This window comes from Desulfatibacillum alkenivorans DSM 16219 (genome assembly GCF_900142135.1).
Lineage (GTDB): Bacteria > Desulfobacterota > Desulfobacteria > Desulfobacterales > Desulfatibacillaceae > Desulfatibacillum > Desulfatibacillum alkenivorans.
In genome coordinates this window covers 1-25,499 of the sequence record NZ_FQZU01000012.1, presented here as the reverse complement: position 1 = coordinate 25,499, position 25,499 = coordinate 1, and the positions used below count along the sequence as shown (strand labels likewise).

Below are 25,499 nucleotides of genomic sequence, written 5' to 3'. Positions count from 1 at the left end.
CCATGATCCTGAATCCCGAAAAAATCCGGCGGGCGCTTTTTTTGCTCCCCGGCCCTTATGTGTATGAAGACCGTTGCCAGTCGTACATCGGCAAGGGCTCTTTTTTCAGGTACCGGGAGCCGGTGGAGGAAATGTACGCGGCCGGGGTTCTGGGGGATCTGGGCGTAACGTGCCGGATCGTCCATGCGGCGCCGGAGCGTCTTTCCAAGGGCGGAATCGAAAAAATCATTGGGGCCTTCGCACCGGATATGGTCGTAATCAGCTCCACCTATCCCGGGCATGTGCAGGATCTTGCCTGGGCCGAAAAAATCAGAAAAATCCTGCCCCGGGCCATGATCATCACACGGGGCGGACACATGGGTTTTATAGACCGTCAAGACCTGCTAAAGCGCTTTTCCGCTTTGGACGGAGTCATCCGGGGGGAAACGGAGTTCACGCTGCGAGATTTCTTTCAATCGAATGACAAAAGGATTCCGTCCGGATTCACCCTGCGCCATGGGGATGCATTTGAAGAGACGCCGGATCCCGGCCTGGACAACGACATAACCGCCCTGCCCTTTCCGGCCCGGCGTTTGCTGAACCACAGGTTGTACCGAAGCCCGGTTACGGCCCGGCCCATGGCGACCATCTCGGCCAACCGGGGCTGTTGCCACCGGTGCGTTTTTTGCCCGGCCCATAAAGTGAGCGGAGCGGCCGTCAGGCTTCGCAGCCCGGAGTCCCTTGTCCGGGAGATCAGGGAATGCCGGGAGCATTGGGGCATTCGGGATTTTTTCATGCGGGGGGAAACCTTCACCGCGTCCCGGACCTGGCTGAAGGACTTGTGCCGGGAATTGAAAAAGCAGGCGCCGGGCGTCAGGTGGCTTTGCAACGCCCGGGCCGACGCTTTGGATTCTGAGCTGGCCGGCCTCATGAAATCCGCCGGCCTTTGCGGGGTGAGCATGGGCGCGGAAAGCCCGGACGCCGACACCCTGGCTCTGATCAGAAAAGACCTCTGCTTTGAAGACGTCAGGAAGGCGGTGGCCGCCTGCCGGTCCCACGGAATCATGACCATGGTTTATTTTCTCATGGGCTTTTTGTGGGAGACCAGGGAGGACATTGTTTGCAACATTGCAAAAGCCGGAACCCTGAAGAGCGACGTGACGGAGTTTTTCTTCCCTTACCCCCTGCCGGGCGCCGAGCTATACGAAACCGCCAAGGCGCTGGGGCTGATAAATGATCGCGCCCCCCTGCCTTGGAGCCAGCAGGCGCCGGTCTTCATTCCCCAAGGCCTGAGCGCCCGGGAGTTGATGCAGTTGCGGGCGCGGGCCAGGCGCAATCCGGCCCAAAATATTCGAGCCGCCCGGGCGGTGCTTCGCCAGGCTACCGGCGCCAGAGAAATCGCGGCGGTCATGACCCACGGATTTTTCACCGCGGCAAACGCCCTACTCAGGGCTTAGCGCTTCTTTCTGCGCTTGAACATTGGCCCTGGCCTCGTCTATGCATTTTTTCAATTGCCTGGAAGCCTGCATGTTTTCCGGCTTGATCTTAAGGATTCTCTCAAAATACTTCGCCGCTTCAACGTATTTCTCCTTGCCCATGTAGATCAAGCCAACATTGTACAAGGCGGGAATGTAGTCTGGCGCCGCTTGCAGAGTCTCCCTAAAATGCAGGACGGCTTTTTCGTATTTGCCGATGGCCGCATAGGAGCGGCCGAGCAAAAAGTTCGCCTGGGGATCTCTGGGCTGCAACTTGATCACCTTTTCAAACTCGGCGATGGCCTTGGGGTGGTTGTCCAGGTTGCCCAGCAGGATGCCCAGGTTCCGGTGGGCGTCCACGTAATCCGGGTATATTTCCACGGCCTTTCTGAAATGCTCCAGGGCCTGAGTCACCATGGCCTGCCCGCCCAGGGCCACCCCAAGATTGTTGTGGGTGGGGGCGTATTCCGGCTCAATCCGCAGGGCCTGATACAAGCGGGTTATAGCATCTTCCAGCCTGCCCGCGCCCATGTAGGCCAGGGCCAGGTCGTTCAGATACAGGACGTTCTCCGGCTCCTTTTTTACGGCTTTTTCAAAATAGGGAATGGCCTTTTCGTGCTCTTCCTGGTGGCCCAGGCTGATGCCGATATTGTAATTGGCCTGTGCGAAATCAGGCTTGAGTTCAATGGCTTTCTGAAATTCTTTAAAAGCTGATTCTTCCTGGCCTGCATGGGCCAGGGCAAGCCCCAGATTATTGTGCGCCCGGGCGTTGTTGGGGGCCTTGGCGACCGTATCCCGCCATAGCGTAACGTCGCTTTGCCAGACCGTGTTGCGCTGGTGGGTCCACACCCCAAAAATCACGGCGATGCACAGCAGGCTGGCAATAGCCGGCTTCCGAAGGTTTTCTTTGGAAAGCAGCAAGGCGGCGACTGCGAATACGGGAAAGACCGAAGGCAAATACAGCCTATGTTCAAAGGCCAGGTCCAGGGGGATGAACGAAGACTCCAGAAACAGGGTGATGCAGAACCAAAGAATGGCATAGGAAACCAGGCGGCGCTTTTTGGCAAGCAGTAACGCAGCGGCGATCAAGCCGGCCATGAACAGAATGGAATAGAACGTGGTTGCGGGATTTAAAAGCGATTGGGAAGGGGGAATGCCGTAATCCAAAATCAACCTGCCGGGATAAGGATATACAAGCAGGCTAAGGTAGTAAACCAGCACCCGCGGCTCGGTCAGCAAGCGCTCCTTGAGGGTGAAGTCAAAATTCTTGTAGTCGTATAAAATGCTGTCCAGGGGATGGGAGCCCAGAAACAAATAGGCCCCTATGACGGATGCGGCCAGAAGCCCGCCCAAAATCAACGCAAATTTGCCGGCCCAATCCTTACGTAAATCCTGAAAGAAAAACCATTCAAAAACCAACGCTGCAAAAGGCAGGGCCAGGGCGATTTCCTTGCCGCCCATGGCGAGCGCCCATAAGACAACGGACAGGACCCAATACGTCCGTCCCTTGCCCGGCGGCGATAGACGCGCCTTAATGTACATGGCCATGGACCACAAGCAAAACATGGACGCCATGACGGCGGAGCGCTGCACAATATAGGTCACTGCACCGGTGTGCACGGGGTGAACCAGCCACACCAAGGCCGCCAGGAAGGGCGCCCATTGAGAGGGGGCGTTTTTTTGGCCTATTCCGGGGACGGCAAGCAGGCATAGCAGCAGATAGTACATGCCCAGGCCGGCCAGAAAATGGAGGACGATGTTCACCATGTGATAGGCGGCCTCGTTGCCTCCTGAAAAATAATAGTTCAGGGCGAAGCTCAGGTTGGCCAGGGGGCGGGTGGAGTCAAAGGCCGCGGTTTTCAGGCTGTCCAGAGTCAAATCGTTTAGGGCGATGTTTGCGTTCCTTTGGATGAACGGCACGTCGTCGAACACAAAAGGGCTGGAGAGGGTATTGGAATACACCCACAAGGCGGCCATGGCCAGGACGGCGCCCGCGAGGATCATAAGCAGTTTGTTGGTTTGGGGTGCGGGACGTTGGAGCCCGGCGTTATTTTTTTCGGCAGTGCTGTTTTCCATGGCTATCCTTGGCTGAAGCCCGGGAGTTTAAAAGGGGTTCTTGCGAATGAGGGCCAGAAAAATGGATAAAAACATCTTAAACACATAATACACCGGGGTCATCCCCTTGTGCATGGACCGGCCGTCCGGGTTGGGGTGCATGATAACAGGCGCTTCCAGAACCCGCAACCCCGCACGGTGCAGCATGATGATTACATCGGCGTCCGGGAAGTCCGCCGGATAGTGGGGGCTGGCGTAAAAGCGCTCCATGGCGGCCCGGTTCAAGGCTTGAAAGCCGGAGGTGGGGTCGGTGATTTTTTTTCGGATCAGCAGGGAAACCAAAACGCGAAACACCATCACCCCGGCGTAGCGCAGGGCGGGCATGGAATAGGCCCCCTCCCCCAAAAACCGGGATCCCAGAACCACGTCCGCCTCGCCCTTCTGCACGGGTTTCAACAAAATGGGCAGGCTTTGGGGATCGTGCTGGCCGTCTCCGTCGATCTGCACGGCGTAATCGTAGCCGTTGGCCAGGGCGAATTTGAACCCGGTTTGCAGGGCCGCGCCGTAACCCAGGTTGAACGGCAGGCGAATCACCCGGGCTCCGGCCCGCCGCGCCGAATCCGCGGTTCCGTCCTTGCTGCCGTCGTCCACCACCAAAGGTTGGGCGAAAGGCGCATGGGTTTGAATGCCCCGGATCACTTGGGCGATATTTTTTTGCTCGTTAAAGGCCGGGATGATGGCGATCACCCTGAAAAATGCGGTTTTTTGGTCGTGCTTGGGCATTTTGCCGGACTTTTCCTTGAGATATTCCTAAAACTGGCTATTATGGCAATACTTTGATAATCAAGGGCTTAGAGAAAAAAGCCGGAGAGCAAGGCCTGAAGGCGTATTCATATAACGCCCCGGGGCTTTGGTCAAATCATTTAGGAGGGGGGGATATGACGCCGAGGCAGAAAATCTTTGCGCTCATGGTTTGCGTGGCCTTGTTTGGCATCATCATCAGTCTGGTGCATAAACGCAAACTCAAGGAGGAATACGCCTGGTTGTGGCTCGTCACCAGTGCGGCCCTGTTTGTGCTGGTGCTCTGGTACGACCTGCTTGTGGGCCTGACCAAACTCATCGGGGCGGTTTTGCCCACAACCACGTTGTTTTTGTTCGGCCTCCTGTTTTTCATGCTCATCACCTTGCATTTTTCCATTAAAATTTCAAGACTTTCCACCATGGTTACGGAGTTGGCCCAGGAAACGGCCATCCTTCGGGAGGAAAACAGGGCCTTAAAAAGCATCTGGCCCGCACCTGAAAAGGAAGATGAAAAATAGCCATGCGATTGGGGATCAACGCCACATTCCTGGCCCCGGGCAAGGGCGGCGGCATGGAGCGCTATCTGGTCAACATGGTCAAGGCCATGGCGCAGACGGCGAAAGGAGACGCGATGATCGTCTTTGGCTGCCGGGAAGGCTTGCCCGGCCTGGAAGGCGCGGCTCCTGTGATCAAAGGGCCAATCAGCGCCCAAACCCGCTGGGCCAGGGTCCTGTGGGAGCAGGTTTTACTGCCCGGGATCATAAAGGACAGCCATTGCGATGCGGTTCTGTCCTTTGGCAATATCTGCCCTGTCCGCCTGTCGCGCCCCTCGCTGCTTGTCATGCACGACGCCATCCCCTTTGAGCCCGTGCACGGTTTTTCAGCTTTGGAAAAAAAGGCCATGCAAAACCTTTTCAGAGCGTCGGCCAGGGCTGCGGACCGTATCGTCACGGTGTCCGGGTTTTCCAAAAGCAGGATTTGCGAACATACCGGGGTGAGCAGAGACAAGGTCAGCATCATTCCCGGCGCCTGCGATCCCATCTTTTTTCCACAAGAAACAAGCCGCAAAAAAAGCGGCGATTACATCCTGGCCAGCGCCAGCGCCCGGCCCCATAAAAACCTGGATCGGCTGCTGCATGCATACACAATTCTGGTGCAGGATAAAAAAGTGAAAGCGCCTTTGGTTTTGGTCCACACTCAGGGTTCGGAAGGCTTAGCGCTGGAAAAAGCCCGGCGCCTGGGGTTGGGGAATAAGGTGATCGCGTTGGGAAACACCTCGGATGGAGAGCTTGCCGGTCTGTACCGCAACGCAACGCTTTTTGTGTATCCTTCCCTGTACGAAGGCTTCGGCCTGCCCATCCTGGAGGCCATGGCAAGCGGAACTCCCGTGATCGCAAGCCGGGCCGGAGCCATCCCCGAGACGGCCGGCAACGCGGCGCTGCTTGTGGATCCTTACGATCATGAGGAACTGGCGCAGGCCATGGGGAGGGTTTTAAAAGATCCCATAACGCAAAAGGAAATGGCGGAAAGAGGAAAGGAGCGGGCCAGGGAATTTTCGTGGGAAAATAGCGCCGGCGCCATGCTGGCTCTGGCGCGGGAGACTGCGGGAAAACGCCGATGAAAATCTGCTTTGTCGTGGAATACTACCCGCCCCACGTGGGAGGGGGCGAAAATTTGTTCGCCGCGCTGGCCGAAGGGCTTGCCGCCAGGGGCCATGAATGCGTCGTTGTCACGTGCGGCCTAAAAGGGTCTCCCATGGAGGAAATTCGGAACGGCGTGCAAGTGAAGCGGGTTCGGGTTCCCAAATGGGGAGACCGCATGTGGTTCAGCCTTCTGGGATTGAAGTTGGCCTTGCGGGAGGCCAAGGACGCGGACGTTATCCACACCACCACCTACAACGGCGCCTTTCCCGCCTGGCTGGCGGGGAAAATCCTGAACAAGCCGGTCATAATAACAGCCCATGAGGTCCTGGGGCCGTTGTGGCAAGAGTTGAAGCTGCCCCGCTTGGCTGCCTGGCTGGGCGCCGCGGCGGAGAAAGCGGTGCTTGCCCTGCCCTTTAACGCCTACTCCTGCAACTCACAAAGCACCCGCAAGGGGCTGGCCCACTACGGAATTCCGAGGGATAAAACCTTTTTGGCATACCCTGCGCCGGACTATACGCGCTTCAAACCATTGGAGGGCGAGGACCAAAAATCAATCAGGAAAAAGATTGGCCTGCCACAATCCCGGTTCATCTACCTGTTCTACGGCAGGCCGGGAATGCTGAAGGGCGCGGACTATCTGGCGGACGCCGTCCCGAAGATCTGCAGGGAGGTCCCGGACGCCTTGCTTGTCATGATTCTTTCCAGGGAGCCTGCTTCCGGATATAAGCGGATTTTAAAAAAGGCCGCATCCCTACCATGGGAAAGCGTCCTGATAAAGGACTCCGTCCCCGGAGATGAATTGCCAAAGTGGATTCAGGCGGCGGACTGCGTGGTTGTTCCCTCCCTCAGCGAAGGATTCGGGTTTTGCTGCGCCGAGGCCTGCGCCATGGATAAGCCGGTGGTTGCAACCCGGGCGGGGTCTTTGCCTGAAGTGGTTTCAGGCAGGCATATTCTTGTGAAGCCGGGAAGCGCCCGGGCCCTTGCCGACGGAGTCATCCTGGTCAGCCGGGGGGGATGGACGCAAAAAGCCCGCAAGGCTTTCTCCCAAAGCGAGTTTGTGGAGAATCACCTGCGGGCTTATGAAAAGCTGCTGGGAAAAAACTCGGCCGGTTAAACCTCAACCGGTTCTTCTATGACCACGGGCTGGCCGTTGCCGCTCCACAGGCAGTCGTGGATGCACAAAAGCGGCCCCACTGAAATGCTGCCGGCCAAAAGCATCCCCATAAGCGTGATTCCAAATTGGGGGATGAAGACGGCCAAAACGCCCGTGAGCGTCACAATGCCCAGAACGGCGGGCAGGGTCGGTTTGCTGAACACGGGATTGAACCCATCGTACAGGGTGTGGTGGAATAAAAAGATGAACACCACGGCCATGACGGCCCCGCCGACCCACACGACGGCGAAGGCGTGGGAATAGGAAAGAACGCCTGCATTGAAGGGCCCGCTGCTGAAAAAGGCGAAAAAGGCTTTGGCTCCCGGCCATTGGGAGGAGGAAACGGCTTTAAAGGCCACGGGCAGCGCCATGATGATCGTCCATATCACCAACATAAAAGCCCAAAGCCAGTTTATCCAGGCGCCCGCCACCCCGGCCAGGCCGGCCAGAAATCCGTCCGTGACCGTGCCGGCGAAATTTTTCCCCTTGGTCCTGGCGGAAAGCAGGCCGGTGGCCACGCCGATCACGCAGCCGAAAACCGTGATGAACATCAGGGTTACGCGAATGTCAAAAGGATTGGCCGTCAGAGCTTCCATGCCGCCCTCCACCTGTCCCGCCAGATAATACAGGCTGAAAATCCAGGTTACTGCATAGGCGGCGCAGGTTCCCAATAAAAATTTGACAGGCGACGTAAAGGGTTCTGTGACGATATTTTTTCCCTGGCTCATGATCCCCCCATAAAAAAATAACGTGATGCATTTATGCAGAATAAGTAATTTGGCGTGAGCGGCCGCGGTAGGCATGGCAAGGCTTTTACCGGGCGGTGAGAAACCTACCAGCAGAAGGCTTGTCTGTCAATCAATTTTGAGGAGCAGGCCTTGCTTGAACTATGTTCCGGGACAAATTTTCATCGGTTGGGGAGGGCTTATTGCCTTTTAACATGGAGAAAAACGCCGGGCTGTGGTAATCTGATTTCAATACCGCCCGGATGGGGCGATTTACCACAAGGAGGGAATCAGATTGCCTGCTGTTATCAAAGAAAATGACTTGCTGATGGAAGAAAAAATGGACGAAGAAGCGACAATCGGGGAAGGCATAGTAGTCAAAGACGCCGAGTCCATTATCAATTTGTTTCTCCAATTTGCGGTCAAGGAATACAAAATATACAATCCGAAAACTCTTTTGCCGGAAAAGGAAAAGCCTCTGGTCATCATTTCCGCCCACGGCCCCCAATGGGCGCCGGCGCCCATTATGTTCATCGTGGGCAAGTATTTTCTGGACAACGGCCTGGGGGATATTGTGGGCAGCTTCTACCCTCACCCCCTGTTCATGCGGGTTCCGGGCATGAAGGCCATTTTCGGCAGGCTGGGCGTGCCCACCAAGGTCTACGACCTGCCAGGGCTGGTCGAGCGCCTGAACGACGGCCGGATTCAGGTCACGGGCACGGCGCCCGAAGGCATTTACTGCAACTTTCAATGGGAAGATTACGTGGGGCCGTACGACAACGCGGGCATGGTGGCGGCCGCCGTCCTGTCCCAGGCCAAGCTGGTGCTCATCGCCCACCAGGGCGGCGACGCCTGGAACTTCCAGGCCAACCTGCCCTTTGGCTGGACTCTGCCCATACCCGGCGGGCTCAGGGGGGTGAATATTCCCATCGGGCCGGTGCGGAGAATCGACCGGTACGCCATGCTGGCGAAAAAATATCGCCCCTCGCTTAAAAAAGCGGAGTTGGAAGCGGCCTCGGCCAAGGAAAGAAAATTGCTGATCGGCCTGGAAGTGGCGAAAATCCGCACCCAGTTGAACCTCATGACCGAAGACTTGCAGCACCGGGAAGCCAAGTTGCTGGCGTCGAAAAACGGGAAGAAGAAGGTGAAAAAATAGTTTGTTTTCAGGGGCGGGGATATTGCGGAGGGAGATGGTTTTAACCAAAGCCCTATTTGGCACTGGCGTCGGTTTGGTTGTGGGGGCGTTTTTAGCGCTGACAAAGGGCTATGCCTCCTTCAGAATGGACGTGCTGAACCATGAATGCGCCTGCCAAGATGACGAGAAACATTAGGCGTTGCTGACCAGCTAAACCACGTTTTAAATCCAGGGTAATTGACTTTGTTTTCCAATTCCGGTGACGAAATCCCCATTGCCTCTCATCCCTGACGACTGATGTGGGAAGACTGAAATCATGAAAAAAAGGGCCTCCTTTGCGCAGAAGACCCTCCTGTTGTTGACTGGTTACAAAACGTTTTTGACTTCGTCGGGCACCTTGGCGGCGAACTGCTCGAAATTCTTTTTAAAATCCTGGGCCAGCTTTTGGGCTCTTTGGTCGTATTCCGCAGGGTCCTTGGCCTGATTTCTGGGATTCAGAATTTCCCCGGGAACTCCGGGGCAGGAAACCGGAACCTCGAAATTAAACAGGGGATCCTTGCGGTATTCCACGTTGTCCAGAGCGCCGGTGAGGGCGGCCTTGACCAAAGCCCGGCTGTACTTGATGGAAATCCGGCCGGCCTTCGAGGCGGGCTCGCCGGCCCACCCCGTGTTCAAAAGCCAGCATTTGACCTCGTGCTTCAGAACCTTTTTCCGCAAAAGATCGGCGTATACATGGGGCTCCAAGGCCATAAAGGGGGCGCCGAAGCAGGTGCTGAAGGTGGCTTTGGGCTCATTCACTCCGGCTTCCGTGCCCGCCACCTTGGCGGTGTAGCCGGACAAAAAGTGGTATTCGGCCTGGGCGGCGGTCAGCCTGGCCAGGGGAGGCATGACGCCGAAGGCGTCGCAGGTGAGCATGACCACATTCTTGGGGTGTCCGCACACGCCCTCGCGCATGGCGCTGGGAATGTGGGCGATGGGGTAGGCCGCCCGGGTGTTTTCCGTCAGGCTGTCGTCGTCCAGGTCTACGCGCCGGGTGCGCAGGTTGATTCCCACGTTTTCCAGGATGGTTCCGAATTTGCGGGTGCATTCGTAGATTTCCGGCTCCGCGGTTTTGGATAACCGGATGACCTTGGCGTAGCACCCTCCCTCGAAATTAAACAGGCCCCGGTCGCTCCAGCCGTGCTCGTCGTCGCCGATGAGGGCGCGCTCCGGGTCGGCGGAGAGGGTGGTCTTGCCGGTCCCTGACAATCCGAAAAACACGGCTGCGTCGCCGTCCTGGCCCACGTTCACGGAGCAATGCATGGAAAGCACTTCCTTTTGGGGCAGCAGGTAATTCATGAGGGTGAAGACCGACTTTTTGATTTCACCCGCATAGGCGGTCCCTCCGATGAGGATGAGTTTCCGGCCCAGGTTGACGATGATAAAGGCCTCGGAGTAGGTCCCGTCCAGTTCGGGCACGGCCTGGAACCGGGGGACGTTAAGAATGGTGAACTCCGGATAATGGGACTCCATTTCGTCCTGGTCCTTGACCTGCACAAAAAGATTTCGGGCGAACAGGTTGTGCCAGGCCGTTTCCGTGATTACCCTTATAGGAACCCGGAATTCCGGGTCCTGGCCGGCGTAGCAGTCCTGGACGAAAAGGTCCTTGCCCTGGACGTAGGCCATGAGGCGATGCAGCAGGATATTGAATTTTTCCTCGGAAAGCCCTTTGTTTACGTCGCCCCACCAGAGTTGGTCCTGGCTGGACGGTTCCCGGACCATAAACTTGTCGTGGGGGGAGCGGCCGGTGTGCTGGCCAGTGCGGACCACAATGGGCCCCAGGTGGGCCATGACGCCTTCGCGCCGTTTAATGGATTCTTCGTAAAGGCCGGGGGTGGATAGGTTCCAATAAACTTGTCCCAGGTTTTTCAGGCCCAGGGCTTTCAGATCCTGTTTGCGTTTTTCTTCCGGGGACATTGTTCAACCTCCTTGGAAAGGGGAATTGTTCGTCATTATCAAACACCGAAATTTGACGCTTTGACAAATTTCGGACAGGGGGCTTGCACGCCTGCCAAAGGCCTGCAAATCATTCATATAAGTTAAAATATTAAGATCTTAAGGCAAGTTTTCAACCGGCCGAAGAAAAGCCGGCGCACAAAAAGCTTGACAACAAGGTCCTAAGACTAAAAACTGGTGCACTTTACGTGCCACAAACGCTCGCCGACCGGGGCGGGCGAGGCCGGGAGAAGTTCTATGGAAAATAGCCAGGATTTGCTGATAATAACAGGTTCGTATGGCAGCGGCAAGACGGAATACGCTGTAAACCTTGCTGTAGAAAAGAATCAGGGCGGCGCGCCCACCACTTTGGTGGATCTGGACGTGGTCAATCCTTATTTTCGCAGCCGGGACGTACGGGACCAATTCAGCAGTCTGGGCATTGAAGTGGTGGCGCCTGAAGGGGCTTTCACCCATGCGGATTTGCCCATGCTTTCGCCCCGTGTAAAAGGGGCGGTCAAGCGCACGGACCGGACGGTCATCCTGGACGTTGGGGGAGACCCCATGGGCGCCCGGGTATTGGGCCGGTTTTCCCAGGATATCATGGCCAGGGCTTACAGCATGGCCCTGATCGTGAACACCCGGCGGCCGGAAACGGAAGATTTGGAAAAAGTTCTGAACATGGCGGCCATGATTCAGAGGGCTTCGGGACTGCAAATCACAGAACTCGTGGCCAACTCCCACCTGATGGAGTTCACCGACACCGACGTGGTCGTGGAAGGAATTGCCGCGGCCAGGGAGGCTGCAGGGGCTCTGAATGCAAAGTTTACAAGGGTCTGCGTGCTGGAAGACCATCTGGACAACGTGGACGCCTCGGCCCTGGACGCAGAATTGGTGGTGCTGAAGAAGTTTATGAAAAAGCCATGGGAGCCCGGATGCCGCAAGGCCTACCGGTGTTAAGACGCACGTCGAAACGCAAGCACGGAGCCCCCGGCGCAATTATTTTATTCTTGAGTGGGTAAATACCCCGCAGCTTGCTGCGCTGATTCCGAGAGACGCTTCACTTTAAAATGAAGTGCGACATTCGGACCGAAGGCTAGGAGATTTTTAGATGGCGAGGATGACTGTTAACGAGTTCTATTGCAAAGGATGCGGCTTATGCATCGAAGCCTGCCCCAAGAAGATCATTGAACTTGCCTCACACCTGAACGATGCGGGATACCATCCCGCCGTTTGCGTGGATCAGGACAAGTGCAACGCCTGCACCCTTTGTTACGTGACCTGCCCTGACGGGGCCATCACCATAGAAAAATAGCTGGCGAGGAGTTTGACGAAAATGGGCAAAAAGGTTCTGATGAAGGGGAACGAGGCAGTGGCTGAGGCCGCCATACTGGCCGGATGCCGCCACTATTTCGCATACCCCATCACCCCCCAAAGTGAATTGATCGAATACATGGCCAAAAAGATGCCTCTGGTTGACGGCACCTTTTTGCAGGCCGAGAGCGAAGTGGCGGCAATCAACATGGTGCTTGGCGCCGCTGCATGTGGAGTGCGGGTTATGACCTCCTCCTCCTCCCCCGGCATTTCCCTCAAACAAGAGGGCATCTCTTACATTGCGGCTTCCAGGCTTCCCGCAGTCATCGTGAACGTAACCCGTGGAGGCCCGGGCCTGGGCAACATCGCGCCCATGCAGTGCGATTATTTTCAGGCCACCCGCGGCGGCGGACACGGCGATTATTATACGCCGGTGCTGAGCCCGTCCACGGTCCAGGAATTCGCCGACATGGCCCCCATGGCCTTTGAGATCGCCGAAAAGTACCTGACTCCGGTCATGATCCTGGGCGACGGCATGCTGGGCCAGATGATGGAGCCCGTGGAGTTTCCGGACGCTTATCCTCCCCAAAAGGATCCCTCGGAATGGGCTTTGGGCGCACGGAGAACTCCGGATGACCGGCACATCATCAACTCCCTGTACATTGACCCGTACGTGCTTCAGGAAAAAACGGAAACCCTGTTTAAGGTCTACGAGGAGATCAAGAAAAACGAAACCCGTTTTGAGACCTATAACATGGACTCCGGCGCCAAATACCTGATCGTGGCCCACGGCACGGCCGCCCGCGTGGCCAAGTCCGCCGTGGACGCCCTGAAGGAAGAAGGCGTGGAACTGGCCTTGATCCGCCCCATCACACTGTGGCCCTATCCCTACGACGCGGTGGCGGAAGCGGCCAAGGGCAAGGAAAAGGTCATTACCATCGAGCTCAGCATGGGCCAGATGGTGGAAGACGTGAAGCTGGCGGTCTGCGGCGAATGTCCGGTGGAATTCATCGGCAAGGCCGGGGGCGTGGTTTTCACTCCCGAAGAGATTGTTTCTTTAATCAGGGAGAAAATATCATGACTGTTTTTAAAGGAAGAACCAAAGGACTCACGGACGCCAAACTGAGCTACTGCCCCGGCTGTCTGCACGGCGTGGCCCACCGGCTCATCGGCGAGTCCATGGAGGAACTGGGAATCATCGAAAAGACCATCGGCATCGCGCCCGTGGGCTGTTCGGTTTTTGCATACAACTTTTTCGCCTGCGACGTCATCCAGGTGCCCCACGGCAGGGCGCCGGCCGTGGCCACAGGCATGCACCGCGCCCGTCCCGACCGGATCGTCTTCACCTATCAGGGCGACGGCGACCTGGCGGCCATCGGCACGGCGGAAACCATCCATGCAGCCAACCGCAGCGAAAACATCACGATTTTCTTCGTGAACAACGCCACCTACGGCATGACAGGCGGCCAGATGGCGCCCACCACCCTGCCCGGCATGAAGGCGACCACCGCCCCCTACGGCAGGGACGTGAGCGACACAGGCTTCCCCATGAGGCTGTGCGAGATTTTGTCCCAGCTTGAAATGCCCAATTACATCGAGCGGGTGTCCCTGCTTTCGCCCAAGGAAATCCTCAAGGCCAAAAAGGCTGTTAAAAAGGCCCTCCAGTACAATACTGACGGCAAAGGCCTTTCCTTTGTGGAAATGATTTCCACCTGCCCCACCAACTGGGGCATGGATCCCCTGAAGGCCAGGGAGTGGGCCAGGGAAAACATGCTTCCCATCTTCCCCCTGGGCGTGTTCAAAGACAGGGCGGCTGAAGAAGCCAAGGAAAAGGAGGCGGAATAATGGCGACCACAAGAATTCTTTGCGCGGGATTCGGCGGACAAGGCGCACTCCTGATCGGCAAGCTGGTGGCCGAAGCCGGCATGGCCGAAGGCAAGTTTGTAACCTGGCTGCCTTCCTACGGCCCTGAAATGCGCGGCGGCACGGCCAACGTCATGGTGGTGGTCTCGGATAAGCCCGTGGGCTCCCCCATCTTCACCAAGATGGACGTGCTGGTGGCTCTGAACCAGCCCTCTTTGGACAAGTTCGCCAAGGACACCAAGGACGGCGGCCTCATCATCACCAATTCCGACCTGTGCGGCGACCCGGAGAACAAGGATAAAATCAAGCTGGCTCCGGTCCCCTTGACCAAAATCGCCGAGGAAATCGGCAACGTCAAGGCCGCCAATATGGTGGGCGTAGGCGCTTTGCTCCAGCTCACCGGCTGCGTGGAACGCAAGAGCGTGGAAGACTATCTTTCCCACATGATGAAAGAAAAGAACCCCGCCCTCTTGGAAACCAACATGGCGGCCATCGACAAAGGCGCATCCTACGTGTCCTGATAGCCGTAAGACAGATTGATCCCAAAAGGGGAAGAAGCCGGGACAAAAAGGCTTCTTCCCCTTTTTTATTAGGCATGGACCTGGGGGGGGCGGAAATTCATAGCATACAGCCTGTTTCCTTATAAAAAGGCCATCCGTTCGCCCAACCAAAGAGGAGCTTTAAATTATAACCGGCCGAGCAACATGCCGCTTCGCGGCCCTGGCAGGATGCCGCTCTGCCAGGGCTACCCATGGATATGGGTCAGAATTCAGACTTCGTGGAATAATGGCGCAATGTAGTCGCACAGCTTGCTGTGCTTTGGGGGGCGCGCCAGGCGCGTCTTTGCAGGGCAAGCCCTGAAACTACGCGACCCCAAGGGGCGCCGATATTTTAATCCGGCGCCGTCGCCAACATTATAACCCGCCTCCGCCGTCAACCGGCAGCCGCGGCATGCAATGCCTTGCGGGCCGCGCAAAGCGCGTCCATGGCAGGTGCGGGGCCTGCCATTACACGGCAAATGGAATTGTTTTGCAGGCTATTTGCCAGTGCGAATAGCCTGGAGGATATACATCACCTCGGCCAAGCCGATCTTGCCGTCGTCGTTGAAATCCGCCGCGGCGTAGACCTCCCCGGCCGTCTCCATCCCGGCCAGGGCCTGAAGCGCAAGCACGGCGTCTATCAGGTTGACCGCGCCGCTGTCGTTGACGTCGCCTGGCGAAACAAAATGGAGCGACATGTCATCGGTTTTTTTACATACAATCTCGTCAATCAGGTAATAATCGTCGGAAATGCAAATATTCCCCCCGCCGAAGCCTGGATTGGCCGTCCCGGTCACGTCGACAAGCATGTCCTTGTAGGACCAGGCGCTTCCATGTTTGTATCTGTATACAGCTCCCATATATGGCAGATTCCAGTATCCCGGCGCTCCGATTAAAGCGGTATCTCCGGATATTGCGATGGCCGCTCCAAAAGCATAACCCGGACTTGCTTCGCCCCTATAGGTTTCCAGCAACTCCCAGTTTCCACTTATGGGATTCAGGTAAAAATGGTGAACAACCCCGGCATAATCCGCCACGCTGCTTTCGTCGCAATCGCCGACCAGAAGGTCTCGCGTCACGTGGGAAAGGGCCACTTTTCGTCCAAAATAAAGATACTCCGACGTGCTGACGGGATTCTCAAGGTATTGTTTAACCCCGAACGGATTTCCGGCGAGATCCTCAATCTCTTCATCAAAGACCCATATGCGTCCTTCTCTGGAGCCGCTATTCCTGTCTCCGGGAGCGGAGGCGACCGCATACCTTCCATAAATGCCCACATCCGTCCCTAGCCGGGAGCCGGTATGACCCGAGACGGTCGAGGGCGTTCCTGTGTGCTGCCTCAGGATGTCCCCGTTGGACATGTCCATGATGGTGACCATGCCCACATAACCTCCGTCGTAATGTTGCGGGGCGCCTACGATGATTGTGTCCTGAAAACAGTCAAGAGAGAGCCCAAATTTTCTATTACAATTCTCATTGCCGTATTTGGTTCCGGAGCCCCAGTGTCCGCCGGAAAGGTTAAACTTGTAAATGGCGCCGCGATTATAGCCTTCGTACTCGGCGCCATAAGCGCCCACGATCAATGTTCCGGACCCGTTATAGGCCACCGAATATCCGAAATAATCGCTTTGGTCGCCATCGGAAGCGTGAATGGTTGTGGTGTGCTCCCAGGTATTGTCTCCCGTTCTTTCATAAACAAGGACGGCTCCCTGGTTAGCGTTCTCACCTACTGTTGCTCCGGGCGCTCCCGCAAAAATATAGGAATCGCTCATTGCATAGGCATGGATGCTGATTCCATCCGGGATAGGCAGCCGAAACGGGGCCGCATAGGCGCAGCTCACCCAAGCAATCAATATGATTACCGTTTGAAACAAAACCTTCATTCGATCTCCCTCATTTTTCCTTGCAGGCTGTTGAAGACACGGCGGGGGCGTCCCCCTTGCAAGACAGCAAGGGGCAATTGGGACAAATCTCCTAAGGCGGGATTTACCTGCAATTTTTAAAATTTTGTTACACCGACCAAAAGAGCGCTTAGGGGAGGGACTTTACCAAATAGCTGGTTCCGGTCTTCACCGTTCCAGATACTTCGCAAGGTACTCAACACAAACGCTGCTCCACAGAGCAGGTATAGAATAGCGGCCCCCTCCTCTGTAGTCAAGATGTAAGTCAAACGCTGTAAGTCAAACGCCGGGAAATTCGAAAGGCTTCCATAACATTACGCCGGCCCATAGTCACTAAGGCAAAACAGCCTCCGCATATGATTTCCATTGAATATCCAGGCCCGGCCATGGTAATTCTTTACATTGGCCTGTTTTGCAGGCCTTCATACTCATTATTGGAATCAGCCATGCCAAAACCGCCGTTGGAATTGCAAACCACCACGTTATGGGAATACCCGTCCCAGCATTACGGAGACGGAAATCAGGGCGACAAAAACTACCTCGGCGCCACGCCGTCCTGGATCATCTGGAACCTTTTACAGCGCTACACCAAGCCCAAGGATCTGGTGGTGGACCCCATGGCCGGCAGCGGCACCACCCTGGATGTGGCCCGGGACATCTCCCGCAGGGCGCTTGGCTACGACCTTCAGCCCACCCGGAAGGATATCTTCCGATCTGACGCCCGAAAATTGCCTTTGGAGGACGGAAAGGCGGATTTTGTGTTTATCGACCCGCCCTACTCCACCCACGTAAAATACTCGGGCCTGCCCGAGTGCATTGGCGAGCTTTCCGCCGACGGGCCGGATTATTACCAGGCCATGGATACGGTGATCGGGGAGATCAACCGGATTTTGCGGCCGGACCGTTTCATGGCGTTGTACGTTTCCGATTCCTTTGAAAAGGACAAGGCTTTCCACGCCATCGGGTTTGAGTTGTTTCGACGAATGCAAAAATACTTCGATCCCGTGGACATCATCTGCGTGGTCCGGCATAACGCCAAATTGAAAAAGAACAACTGGCATACGGCGGCTGTGGAGGGCAATTTTTTCCTGCGCGGATTTAATTACCTGTTCATCATGCACAAGCCCTTGCAAAGCAAAGCGGCGCCCAAAAAATGGCTGCCCGACCGCAGGCCCAAGCAGGAAATCCAGGATCATGTGGAAACCCGAAAGCCCAAAAGGAATGGGTTCAAACCCGCTTGGGAGAGAAAAAGGGATGGAGACAAACCCGCTAGGCAGGGAAAAAGGGATGGGGATAAACCCGCTTGGGATAAAAAAAAGGACGGAGATAAACCCGCTTGGCAGGGAAAAAGGGATGGGGATAAACCCGCTTGGGATAAAAAAAAGGACGGAGATAAACCCGCTAGGCAGGGTAAAAAGCAGGGTGAGAATAAAAAGGACGGACGCAGCAAGTCCTGGAATACGAGGGGCCGCCAGCGGAGTTATAAGGACGAGGATCAGCCTGAATCGCCGAGAAGCTCAGGCAGGGGCAAGCCGTATCGCCAGGGCAGGCAAGGCAGGCATTCAGGATCGGACCAGTGGGAGCAGCCGGAAAAAAGCCGCAGCGGCGGCGGATTTCAAAAGCCCGGCAAGAAAGACGGACCGGAAAGGCCCGGCCCGAACAGGAGCCAGGGCAAGCCTGCAGCCAAAGGGTCCGGTCCCGGACGCCCCAAAGCCAAACCAGGGAGGAAGCCTAATGCACCGAGGAAAAAAAATCGCCCGTAGACGTCTTGTATTTTTCAGTCTTCTGCTTGTTTTTATTTTACCCGGCTTGGCCCCGGCCATGGACCAGCCTGTGCTGTCCAAGGGCCAGACCGTATATGTGCCCGTATATTCCAATGTTTATTCCGGCCCCAGGGCTAATGTGTTTCAGCTCGCCGCCATGGTGAGCATCCGCAACACAGACCCCAAAGAGTCCATCAAAATCGTTCGCGCCGATTATTACAATAACGAAGGCAAGCTGGTGGAAAGTTATTTCCCGGGAGGAAAAGACCTCGCCCCCTTGGCATCCACGCATATTTACATTAAGGAATATGATGAAAAGGGAGGCCCGGGCGCCAATTTCATCATTACCTGGCAGGCCAAGGGACTGGTTAATGAGCCTGTTATCGAGGCCCTGATGCTGGGTCTTAAGGGCGGCCAGGGGATTTCGTTTTTATGCCCGGCGAAGGTCATAGATACCAAAGATTAAAAAAGAAGGAAGATTCGGTCAACAATGCAAAGCGAAAAAAAGCCGTCTCCATTCGCCTTACGCAACGTCAAATTATTTGTAGCCTTTGGAGTCTTTTTCAATTCCCGGTTTTACTACCCGGTTTTTTCCATCCTGTTTTTGGACTTTGGCCTGACATTAAGCCAGTTCGCCATATTGAACGCCATCTGGGCGGCCACCATCGTCATGTGCGAGGTGCCTTCCGGCGCTTTGGCCGACGCATTCGGCAGAAAGCGCCTGCTGGTGTTGGCCGGCGCGCTCATGGTGCTGGAAATGCTTTTGATCGCCTTTTGCCCCCGGGGCAACCCCAACCTGTTGTTTCTGGTTTTCGCCATCAACCGCATTTGCAGCGGCGTGGCCGAGGCATCAGCCAGCGGCGCGGACGAGGCCATCGCTTACGACACGCTAAAAAAGTACGGAGATCCCAACGACTGGGGCGTTATCATGGACTGGCGCATCCGGTTCAAGTCCGTGGGATTTATCTTCGCCATGATATTGGGCGGCATCGTCTACGACCCCACCGTGGTGCAGAAAGTCGTTTCGTGGCTGGGTTCGGATATGGCCGTCACCCAGGAAACCACCTTGCGCCTGCCTATCTACATGACCTTGGTCCTGGCTGTGATGACTCTGGCCGTCACCCTGATGATGAAGGAAGAAAGGGTGGACGAAGGCGGCAGGGAAGAGGATTCCGCCCCGTCGGTGAAAGACGCCTTTGCCATTACTTTTCGGGCGGGACGCTGGATTTTGCGCACGCCCTTTGTGCTGACGGTCATCATGACCGGGCTGCTTTTCGACAGCGTGGCCCGTATGATCGTCACCATGGCCAGCCAGTATTACCGGTTGATAGACGTCCCGGAGGCTCTGTTCGGCTTGATTTGGGCGGGCATTGCCGTCATGGGTTTTTTCGTGCCCCGTCTGGCCAGATATTTATCGGAAAACAAAACCCCGCTGTTCAACCTGGGCTTCATGGCTGTTGTGGTGCTTGCCGGGGTTTCGGGCATGTCCCTATTCATCCCCTGGTGGGGCGTGATTCCGGCCATGCTTTTATTCGCCAACATGAACGTGCTGGATTTTTTCCTGAGTTTTTACATCAACCGGGCCACCCGGTCGGACAGGCGGGCCACAGTGCTGAGCTTCAAGGGGCTCGCCCTGAACCTGGGCTACGGCGCCATCGGCATTCTTTATTCGTTGCTTCTGGCGCGGCTGCGCACCGGCCTTTCGGCGGACCAGCCGGGCATGGAGGAATTGGCCCTGAAGAACGCCGTGTTCATCGATTCCATGATTTACTTTGTGGGGTACTTCCTGATCGGGCTGGTGGTTTTGGTCATTCTGGGCGCCTGGCTGCTCCGGGGATCCAGGGAGCATAAGGAAATCAGGCCTCAGGAGGAGATGGGATACCCCCCCGAAAAATAGTCGGACGGAATTTGGCATCTGGCTGTGCTATGCCTTAATCTCATATTGGTATTTTATAATTAACCCAATCTGTTAAAGGAGTCCGCATATGAATTTTCAGGCCTTGAAATTAGCGTATTTCTCCCCCACGGGAACCACCAGAAAAGTCCTCCAAAGCATCGCCGAAGGCATTGGCGTGGAAAATGTCGAAGACGTCGACCTGACCCTGCCGCAACCTGACGATGGAAGCATTGAAGCGAAAGCAGATGAATTGGTTGTCATGGGCGTCCCGGTTTACGAAGGCAGGGTTGCCAGAGCCGCCATTCCCAGGTTGGAACGACTGAAAGGCGACAAAACCCCGGCGGTGATCGTAGTCATGTACGGCAACCGGGATTTTGAAGACGCATTGATCGAATTGAGCGACCTGAGCAAGGAATGGGGCTTTTTGCCCATTGCGGGCGGGGCGTTTATCGGCGAGCATTCTTTCGCCAGCGAAGACAAACCCCTGGCCAACGGACGCCCGGACGCAGAGGACCTGGGAAAGGCCAAGGACTTCGGCGCCCGGATCCGCGCCAAGCTGGACGGCCTGGAAGCGGTTGACGACGCGGCGTTGGTCGAAGTTCCCGGCAACAAGCCCTATATCTTCCGCGACAGAAGCGCCTGGGAGCACATTGCCGCCTCCACCATTGAAGAAACCTGCACCTTGTGCGGAGACTGCGTGGAAATGTGCCCCATGGGCGCCATCACCATTGAAAACGATGCCGTCAAGACCGACAACATGGCCTGCATTCTGTGCTGCGCCTGCATTAAAGGCTGCCCCGTGAACGCGCGGGAGGTGAACAATCCGGATATTGCAAAAATTTTCGGTTGGGTGTGCAAGCACTACCAGGCTCGGAGAGAGCCCCAGAGTTTCGTATAGTCAGAACGGCCGCTGTAATTCTGGTTTGAAGTCAACCGGAAGGATGCGAAAAAATCCCTAATAAAAAAAGCCAAAGGCGCCCTGACCTGCTCAGGGCGCCTTTCCCATTTCAAAACTCCGGATCCGTTTCTACTTCAGCACCTCACGCATGATATACAGGCTGTCCGTCAACCCCAGCACGCCGTCCCCATTGACGTCCGCATTGCCATAGACGGGCGCGGCGGTTTCCAGCCCGGCGGTGGCCTGAATGCTCAGGATCAGGTCCTCCATGGCAACCAAGCCGTCGTGATTCACGTCTCCGGGCGTAAGATTTATGTACACGATGTAAGTCACGGACGTCCCATCCTGGGCGGTCACAATAAGCTCCTGGCGGGAAATGACGGGATCGGTCAGGTCCGATGAATCCCAGGACTGGTATGCATCCCCAGCCGTGAGGGCCGCCAGGAAGTCCGCCAGGGATATTCCGAAAGGAACGTTGACAATGGTCTCGTTGGCCGTTCCGCCGGCGCTGATGGTGTAAACGGCGCTGGTTATGGTGTTGTTGGAACTGGGAGGATCCAGATTGATGGTCACGCCGTAGTCCTGTGTGGAGGTGTCGTAGGCCGTGACGGTGTAGGTGACGGGAACCCCGTCCGTAAAATCCTGGGCGGCGCCCGAAGCAGGAGAGACGGAAACGCCCGTTATGGCGATGGTGGGCGTAAGACCCATGAGGCTTGTTCCGTAGGGCGCCGTTAACGTAACGGACTTGGCGTCTTCGTCAATTTCTCCTATGGCCGAAAGAGACTCGATCATAAAAGACGTGATCGCTTTCGGCGGAATGGGATAAATCGTTCCGATTTCTCCTGTTTGGAAACCGGTTCCGCCGATAGCCAATTTAGTCAGAGAAGAAGAGTCGGCGTCTGCGTCAATCTGAATGCGTCCGCCCCCGCCGCCGCCGCCATGGCCGTACCAGGGAATTCCGTTTCCGCCGTTGGCGTATAGGGAGCCGTTTCCTTCCAGGTTATTGGCCGTAATCCAGATGCTTCCTCCAGCCCCGCCGCCTGCTGAGGCATATTGTCCGTTTGCACCGTTTGCGCCATTGGAAGTGATTGAACCATCCAAAGTTAGTGTTCCGGAAATCACCATGCGAATAGCGCCGCCGCCTGCGCCGCCCGAAAAGGCGTATTGTGTGCAGTATCCTCCTCCGGAGCCAAGCTCTTCAGGACTGGTCAGCGTTCCGTATGCATCGCCTCCTGCTCCGGTAGAACCGTTGCCTCCCGCGCCGGCGTGGCCTGCACCGCCCGCGCCTCCGGCATATCCGTCACCGGTTGCTCCGGCGCCTGGGCCTGCGCCCGTGGCATAGCCTTTTGCGTCGACCGAAATACTGCCTCCGGCCTGGACGTCCACGTTGTTTGCCACGTGCAGATAGAGTATATTCTCCCGAGTGGACCCATTGGCTTTGTGGGTCAGCACTCCGGAATTTCGGACTGTTATATTGCCAAGGCTAAAAGGCTTGTCCGGGGCGATGTTCTGAAATTCGAAGGTGGCCCCTGACCCTATTGTCAGGTCTGTCAGGGCATCGAAATTCCCGTTGGAGTAAAAAGAGGTCCCAGAAGCAAGATCAAGGTCGGTGGGTCCAAAAATATCTCCGTTGTTATAAAAAACAACGTTGGTAAGCACCGTGGATACAGGCAGAGTCACCACCCCGTTATTGGTAAAAGATCCGCTGGTCGTGCAGTCCGTAAAATCCCCTTCTATGGACAGGGAGCTGCTTTCCGGCACCACATAGTACCCCATGTTTTTTACCGTGAGGTTATTCAACAGCAGGGTTGTGGTAAGCACCTGGGTGGTTGCGAAAGTGGCAATGCCGTTGTTGTCAATAAGAAGATCTCCAAGGGTAGCAGAGCCGGTTTTGGTGTAAATGGCGCCTGCCCCCCCGTACTGGCGCTTGCTCCACCCCCCATAGGCCTCCATGGTCAGGGCGGAAGTATCGGTGGTGGAGTAAACGGCTATCCTGCCTCCAGCCCCGCCTCCTGCGCCGGCGTAAGCCCCGCCGCCAGCCCCGCCATTGGCTGTTATAGAGCCGCTTCCGGCCAGGGAATTTGCAGTAATCAGGACGCTGCCTCCGGCGCCTCCACCGGAGTCTCTGTAACAGGAAGCCCCTCCGGAGCCGTCGCCGCCATTCGCCGCGACAGTCCCATTCAGGGTGAAAGTTCCGGACACATCCAGCAGCACTGCGCCCCCTCCGGCCCCGCCGGGATAGCAGGACCCGTTTCCTCCGGCTGATCCAATGTCCGAGGGGGTTTCTACAGAACCGTACTCAGCGCCGCCGAGCCCTATAGTCGCCCCGTCTCCCATGGTCCCGTCTCCGCCGCGGCCCCCGTAGCCGCCGCCTCCTGCGCCTTCTTTGTAGTAATCGGCGGCGCCGCCCGCTTCCGGCCCGTAACCGCCGCTATACCCCTTTAAGCTAGCGTGAATGCTGCCGCCTGCCTGCACGTCCAGGTCTCCGGTCACGTGGAGGTTTAATATCTGATCCTGGGTCGCTCCATTGGCTTCATGGGTTATTGCGCCGGTGTCCAGAACCATGACATTGGTGATGGTTATGGGCTTGTCCGCAGTGAGGTTCTGAAACTCAACCGTGGAACCCGCGCCCACGGTCAGGTCCGATAAGGCGTCAAAGACTCCGTTGGAGTAAAACGCGGCCGACGAGGTCAGGTCCAGGTTTTCCAGCCCGTAAACGGTTCCGTTGTTGGTGAAGGTCACGTTGGAAAGCACCGTGGATGATGTCAGGGTTACGGCGCCATTGTTGGTGAGGTTGCCGCTTGAATTACAGCCCGTAAAAACTCCCTCTATGCTTAAGCCGCAACTTTCCTGCACGACATAATTGCCGCTGTTCCTGAGCGTGATATTATCCAGCGTGAGTGTGGTGGTAAGCACCTGATTGGTGCCGGGGGCGGAGATATCGTTGTTGTCTACAATTAAATCCCCGTAAGCCTGGGAGGCGGACTTTGTATAAATGACGCCTGCCGCTCCCCATTGCCACTTGCTCCAGCCGCCATAGGCCTGCATGTCAATGGCCGAGGTATCGGTGGTGGAGTACACGGCAATCCTGCCTCCGCCTCCTCCGCCTCCGCCTCCGTAAGCGCCGCCTCCCCCCCCGCCATTGGCGGAGATGGAGCCCTCACCATCCAGCGTTCCTGTGTTTATCCAAATGCTTCCCCCGGCCCCCCCGCCCGAGTCCCTATAGCAAGAAGCCCCGCCAGAGCCGTCGCCGCCGTTTGAGGTGATGGAGCCATCCAATGAAAGAGTACCGGGAACATCCAATATTAAAGCGCCGCCTCCGGCGCCGCCGGGATAGCAGGAGCCGTTCCCCCCACCGGAACCGAAATCCGAAGGAGTGGTTACAGATCCATACACGTCTCCTCCCTCGCCCGTTTGGCCGTTTCCGCCTGATCCTCCATACCCTCCGCCTCCGGCGCCTTGCTTGTATGAGTGGACGCTTACCCCAGGTTCAGGCCCCAGGCCGCCGGCATAACCCTTTCCATTTGCGTTAATGCTTCCTCCGGATTCAAGGGTAAGGTTGGCGGCTGTCAGGCTGGAAAGGTTCCCTGCAATGGAGCCGCCGGACTCGATGACGACGTCGCCGTCCATGGCGATGCTGAAGCTCTCTCCGGCATTGGTCGTCAGGCTGCCTCCGTCGGCTATAATCAAGTCGCCGGCTCCGGAAATGACCTCGCCGTTTGCCATGAGTTGCGTCGAAGAGATAACGCAGGTTCCGTTCAAATCGCCGGAATCGCATGTAAACGCAAAAGAAGTTCCGGGAAGTACTATGCAAGCCGCGAGAACAATTGCGCCAACGCTCCAAAAATACAGGTTGCTTACAAGTTTCGATGTCATCGTCATTGTATATAACCCACTGAAAGTTATTCGTTTTTTAGTAGTATTGCAAAACATTTGAATTAGGTCAAAAATTATTATGCTTGGATGCAAGGCATCCCTTCTTTTAATTCAATTGCCGGAAAAACATAGGCCCCTTCAAAATTAACGACAAAGGTAAGTATCCCCAGATCCGCGATTGATGGGGAGAAAAAAAATGAAAAACCCCGTTGTGCTTGAGAAAACAAGCAGATAGGATGGAGTTGACCACAACAACCTATCACCAACGGGGTGAAGCCATGATGACACAGACAGTCCTCCCTTTCAAGCTGGAAGTCACCAACGAGACAATCACCGCCCATGCCGGGTTGGTTGTGTTCGGCGAGTTTGTTCACGGCCTTGGATTGAACGCTCTGGTCAACCGCAATTTGCCCAAACCCGGTTCAGGGGCGGGATATGCGCCGTCCGCCTTTGTTGAACCGCTTATTTTGATGCTTCATGGAGGCGGCCGGAGCTTGGAGGATTTACG

Annotated in this window: 20 protein-coding genes and 1 pseudogene; 15 read left to right on the top strand and 6 right to left on the bottom strand. The window is 56.3% G+C overall.

The features are described from left to right. Window positions 1-2 precede the first annotated feature (2 nt). Window positions 3-1,436 (top strand): B12-binding domain-containing radical SAM protein, encoded by a 1,434-nt coding sequence (locus BUE18_RS11555; protein WP_073475823.1) that lies wholly within the window; start codon window positions 3-5, stop codon window positions 1,434-1,436. On the opposite strand, the gene BUE18_RS11550 is transcribed toward BUE18_RS11555, so the two are convergent. Further along, a complete protein-coding gene (locus BUE18_RS11550; protein WP_073475821.1) occupies window positions 1,422-3,530 on the bottom strand; it encodes a tetratricopeptide repeat protein in 2,109 nt (702 codons plus the stop codon). The genes BUE18_RS11555 and BUE18_RS11550 overlap by 15 nt on opposite strands. A gap of 27 nt (window positions 3,531-3,557) precedes the next feature. Beyond that, window positions 3,558-4,292, bottom strand: coding sequence for a glycosyltransferase family 2 protein (locus BUE18_RS11545; RefSeq protein ID WP_073475819.1), 735 nt, complete (start codon window positions 4,290-4,292; stop codon window positions 3,558-3,560). Window positions 4,293-4,447: 155 nt separating this feature from the next. Between BUE18_RS11545 and BUE18_RS11540 the strand changes: the two genes are divergently transcribed. From BUE18_RS11540 to BUE18_RS11530, 3 genes are read left to right on the top strand one after another with little or no spacing between them, the layout of a single operon-like run. Then, window positions 4,448-4,828 carry a DUF2304 domain-containing protein gene (locus BUE18_RS11540; protein ID WP_073475817.1) on the top strand — a complete coding sequence of 127 codons (381 nt, stop codon included), beginning with the start codon at window positions 4,448-4,450 and terminating at the stop codon, window positions 4,826-4,828. 2 nt (window positions 4,829-4,830) lie between these two features. Then, a complete protein-coding gene (locus BUE18_RS11535; RefSeq protein WP_073475816.1) occupies window positions 4,831-5,931 on the top strand; it encodes a glycosyltransferase family 4 protein in 1,101 nt (366 codons plus the stop codon). Then, window positions 5,928-7,067 carry a glycosyltransferase family 4 protein gene (locus BUE18_RS11530; RefSeq protein ID WP_073475814.1) on the top strand — a complete coding sequence of 380 codons (1,140 nt, stop codon included), beginning with the start codon at window positions 5,928-5,930 and terminating at the stop codon, window positions 7,065-7,067. Before BUE18_RS11535 ends, BUE18_RS11530 begins: the two co-directional genes overlap by 4 nt. On the opposite strand, the gene BUE18_RS11525 is transcribed toward BUE18_RS11530, so the two are convergent. Further along, window positions 7,064-7,834 (bottom strand): hypothetical protein, encoded by a 771-nt coding sequence (locus tag BUE18_RS11525; protein ID WP_073475812.1) that lies wholly within the window; start codon window positions 7,832-7,834, stop codon window positions 7,064-7,066. The genes BUE18_RS11530 and BUE18_RS11525 overlap by 4 nt on opposite strands. Window positions 7,835-8,126: 292 nt before the next feature. On the opposite strand from BUE18_RS11525, the gene BUE18_RS11520 reads away from it, so the two are divergent. Continuing rightward, window positions 8,127-8,987, top strand: coding sequence for a hypothetical protein (locus tag BUE18_RS11520; protein ID WP_073475810.1), 861 nt, complete (start codon window positions 8,127-8,129; stop codon window positions 8,985-8,987). Between the two features lie 345 nt (window positions 8,988-9,332). Here BUE18_RS11520 and pckA read toward each other — a convergent pair whose 3' ends face one another. Beyond that, window positions 9,333-10,922, bottom strand: coding sequence for a phosphoenolpyruvate carboxykinase (ATP) (gene pckA / locus BUE18_RS11515; RefSeq protein WP_073475808.1), 1,590 nt, complete (start codon window positions 10,920-10,922; stop codon window positions 9,333-9,335). 276 nt (window positions 10,923-11,198) lie between these two features. Here pckA and BUE18_RS11510 point away from each other — a divergent pair, with 276 nt between their 5' ends. From BUE18_RS11510 to BUE18_RS11490, 5 genes are all read left to right on the top strand, one after another. Beyond that, window positions 11,199-11,900, top strand: coding sequence for a DEAD/DEAH box helicase family protein (locus BUE18_RS11510; protein ID WP_073475807.1), 702 nt, complete (start codon window positions 11,199-11,201; stop codon window positions 11,898-11,900). A gap of 151 nt (window positions 11,901-12,051) precedes the next feature. Beyond that, a complete protein-coding gene (locus BUE18_RS11505; RefSeq protein ID WP_073475805.1) occupies window positions 12,052-12,255 on the top strand; it encodes a 4Fe-4S dicluster domain-containing protein in 204 nt (67 codons plus the stop codon). Between the two features lie 21 nt (window positions 12,256-12,276). Further along, a complete protein-coding gene (locus BUE18_RS11500; RefSeq protein WP_073475804.1) occupies window positions 12,277-13,335 on the top strand; it encodes a 3-methyl-2-oxobutanoate dehydrogenase subunit VorB in 1,059 nt (352 codons plus the stop codon). Further along, complete coding sequence (locus tag BUE18_RS11495; protein ID WP_073475802.1) at window positions 13,332-14,099, top strand: thiamine pyrophosphate-dependent enzyme; 768 nt, start codon at window positions 13,332-13,334, stop codon at window positions 14,097-14,099. The genes BUE18_RS11500 and BUE18_RS11495 overlap by 4 nt, the downstream gene beginning before the upstream one ends. Continuing rightward, complete coding sequence (locus BUE18_RS11490; protein ID WP_073475800.1) at window positions 14,099-14,638, top strand: 2-oxoacid:ferredoxin oxidoreductase subunit gamma family protein; 540 nt, start codon at window positions 14,099-14,101, stop codon at window positions 14,636-14,638. Before BUE18_RS11495 ends, BUE18_RS11490 begins: the two co-directional genes overlap by 1 nt. Before the next feature lie 515 nt (window positions 14,639-15,153). Here the strand turns inward: BUE18_RS11490 and BUE18_RS11485 are convergent. Continuing rightward, on the bottom strand, window positions 15,154-16,539 hold the full coding sequence (locus BUE18_RS11485) for a dockerin type I domain-containing protein (protein ID WP_073475798.1): 1,386 nt from the start codon (window positions 16,537-16,539) through the stop codon (window positions 15,154-15,156). Between the two features lie 464 nt (window positions 16,540-17,003). Between BUE18_RS11485 and BUE18_RS11480 the strand changes: the two genes are divergently transcribed. The 4 genes from BUE18_RS11480 to BUE18_RS11465 all read left to right on the top strand — a co-directional run bounded on the left by BUE18_RS11480 (window position 17,004) and on the right by BUE18_RS11465 (window position 21,115). Continuing rightward, window positions 17,004-18,320, top strand: a complete 1,317-nt coding sequence (locus BUE18_RS11480; protein ID WP_083610967.1) for a TRM11 family SAM-dependent methyltransferase — start codon at window positions 17,004-17,006, stop codon at window positions 18,318-18,320. Beyond that, on the top strand, window positions 18,292-18,786 hold the full coding sequence (locus tag BUE18_RS11475; RefSeq protein ID WP_073475794.1) for a DUF3124 domain-containing protein: 495 nt from the start codon (window positions 18,292-18,294) through the stop codon (window positions 18,784-18,786). The genes BUE18_RS11480 and BUE18_RS11475 overlap by 29 nt, the downstream gene beginning before the upstream one ends. A 24-nt stretch (window positions 18,787-18,810) precedes the next feature. Then, a complete protein-coding gene (locus BUE18_RS11470; RefSeq protein WP_073475792.1) occupies window positions 18,811-20,217 on the top strand; it encodes an MFS transporter in 1,407 nt (468 codons plus the stop codon). 88 nt (window positions 20,218-20,305) lie between these two features. Continuing rightward, a complete protein-coding gene (locus tag BUE18_RS11465) occupies window positions 20,306-21,115 on the top strand; it encodes a 4Fe-4S binding protein (protein ID WP_073475790.1) in 810 nt (269 codons plus the stop codon). A gap of 129 nt (window positions 21,116-21,244) precedes the next feature. Here the strand turns inward: BUE18_RS11465 and BUE18_RS28620 are convergent, their stop codons facing one another. Continuing rightward, complete coding sequence (locus BUE18_RS28620) at window positions 21,245-24,841, bottom strand: beta strand repeat-containing protein (protein ID WP_073475789.1); 3,597 nt, start codon at window positions 24,839-24,841, stop codon at window positions 21,245-21,247. A 428-nt stretch (window positions 24,842-25,269) separates the two neighbouring features. Between BUE18_RS28620 and BUE18_RS11455 the strand changes: the two are divergent. Then, a pseudogene (locus BUE18_RS11455) lies at window positions 25,270-25,499 on the top strand (IS1380 family transposase); the annotation flags it as partial.

Coding starts and splice junctions, on each gene's coding strand:
- BUE18_RS11545 (WP_073475819.1), bottom strand. CDS start 4,292: ATGCCCAAGCACGACCAAAAAACCGCATTTTTCAGGGTGATCGCCATC.
- BUE18_RS11550 (WP_073475821.1), bottom strand. CDS start 3,530: ATGGAAAACAGCACTGCCGAAAAAAATAACGCCGGGCTCCAACGTCCC.
- BUE18_RS11470 (WP_073475792.1), top strand. CDS start 18,811: ATGCAAAGCGAAAAAAAGCCGTCTCCATTCGCCTTACGCAACGTCAAA.
- BUE18_RS11510 (WP_073475807.1), top strand. CDS start 11,199: ATGGAAAATAGCCAGGATTTGCTGATAATAACAGGTTCGTATGGCAGC.
- BUE18_RS11525 (WP_073475812.1), bottom strand. CDS start 7,834: ATGAGCCAGGGAAAAAATATCGTCACAGAACCCTTTACGTCGCCTGTC.
- BUE18_RS11485 (WP_073475798.1), bottom strand. CDS start 16,539: ATGAAGGTTTTGTTTCAAACGGTAATCATATTGATTGCTTGGGTGAGC.
- BUE18_RS11535 (WP_073475816.1), top strand. CDS start 4,831: ATGCGATTGGGGATCAACGCCACATTCCTGGCCCCGGGCAAGGGCGGC.
- BUE18_RS11540 (WP_073475817.1), top strand. CDS start 4,448: ATGACGCCGAGGCAGAAAATCTTTGCGCTCATGGTTTGCGTGGCCTTG.
- BUE18_RS11480 (WP_083610967.1), top strand. CDS start 17,004: ATGCCAAAACCGCCGTTGGAATTGCAAACCACCACGTTATGGGAATAC.
- BUE18_RS11475 (WP_073475794.1), top strand. CDS start 18,292: ATGCACCGAGGAAAAAAAATCGCCCGTAGACGTCTTGTATTTTTCAGT.
- BUE18_RS11495 (WP_073475802.1), top strand. CDS start 13,332: ATGACTGTTTTTAAAGGAAGAACCAAAGGACTCACGGACGCCAAACTG.
- BUE18_RS11555 (WP_073475823.1), top strand. CDS start 3: ATGATCCTGAATCCCGAAAAAATCCGGCGGGCGCTTTTTTTGCTCCCC.
- BUE18_RS28620 (WP_073475789.1), bottom strand. CDS start 24,841: ATGGCAAACGGCGAGGTCATTTCCGGAGCCGGCGACTTGATTATAGCC.
- pckA (WP_073475808.1), bottom strand. CDS start 10,922: ATGTCCCCGGAAGAAAAACGCAAACAGGATCTGAAAGCCCTGGGCCTG.
- BUE18_RS11500 (WP_073475804.1), top strand. CDS start 12,277: ATGGGCAAAAAGGTTCTGATGAAGGGGAACGAGGCAGTGGCTGAGGCC.
- BUE18_RS11505 (WP_073475805.1), top strand. CDS start 12,052: ATGGCGAGGATGACTGTTAACGAGTTCTATTGCAAAGGATGCGGCTTA.
- BUE18_RS11530 (WP_073475814.1), top strand. CDS start 5,928: ATGAAAATCTGCTTTGTCGTGGAATACTACCCGCCCCACGTGGGAGGG.
- BUE18_RS11465 (WP_073475790.1), top strand. CDS start 20,306: ATGAATTTTCAGGCCTTGAAATTAGCGTATTTCTCCCCCACGGGAACC.
- BUE18_RS11490 (WP_073475800.1), top strand. CDS start 14,099: ATGGCGACCACAAGAATTCTTTGCGCGGGATTCGGCGGACAAGGCGCA.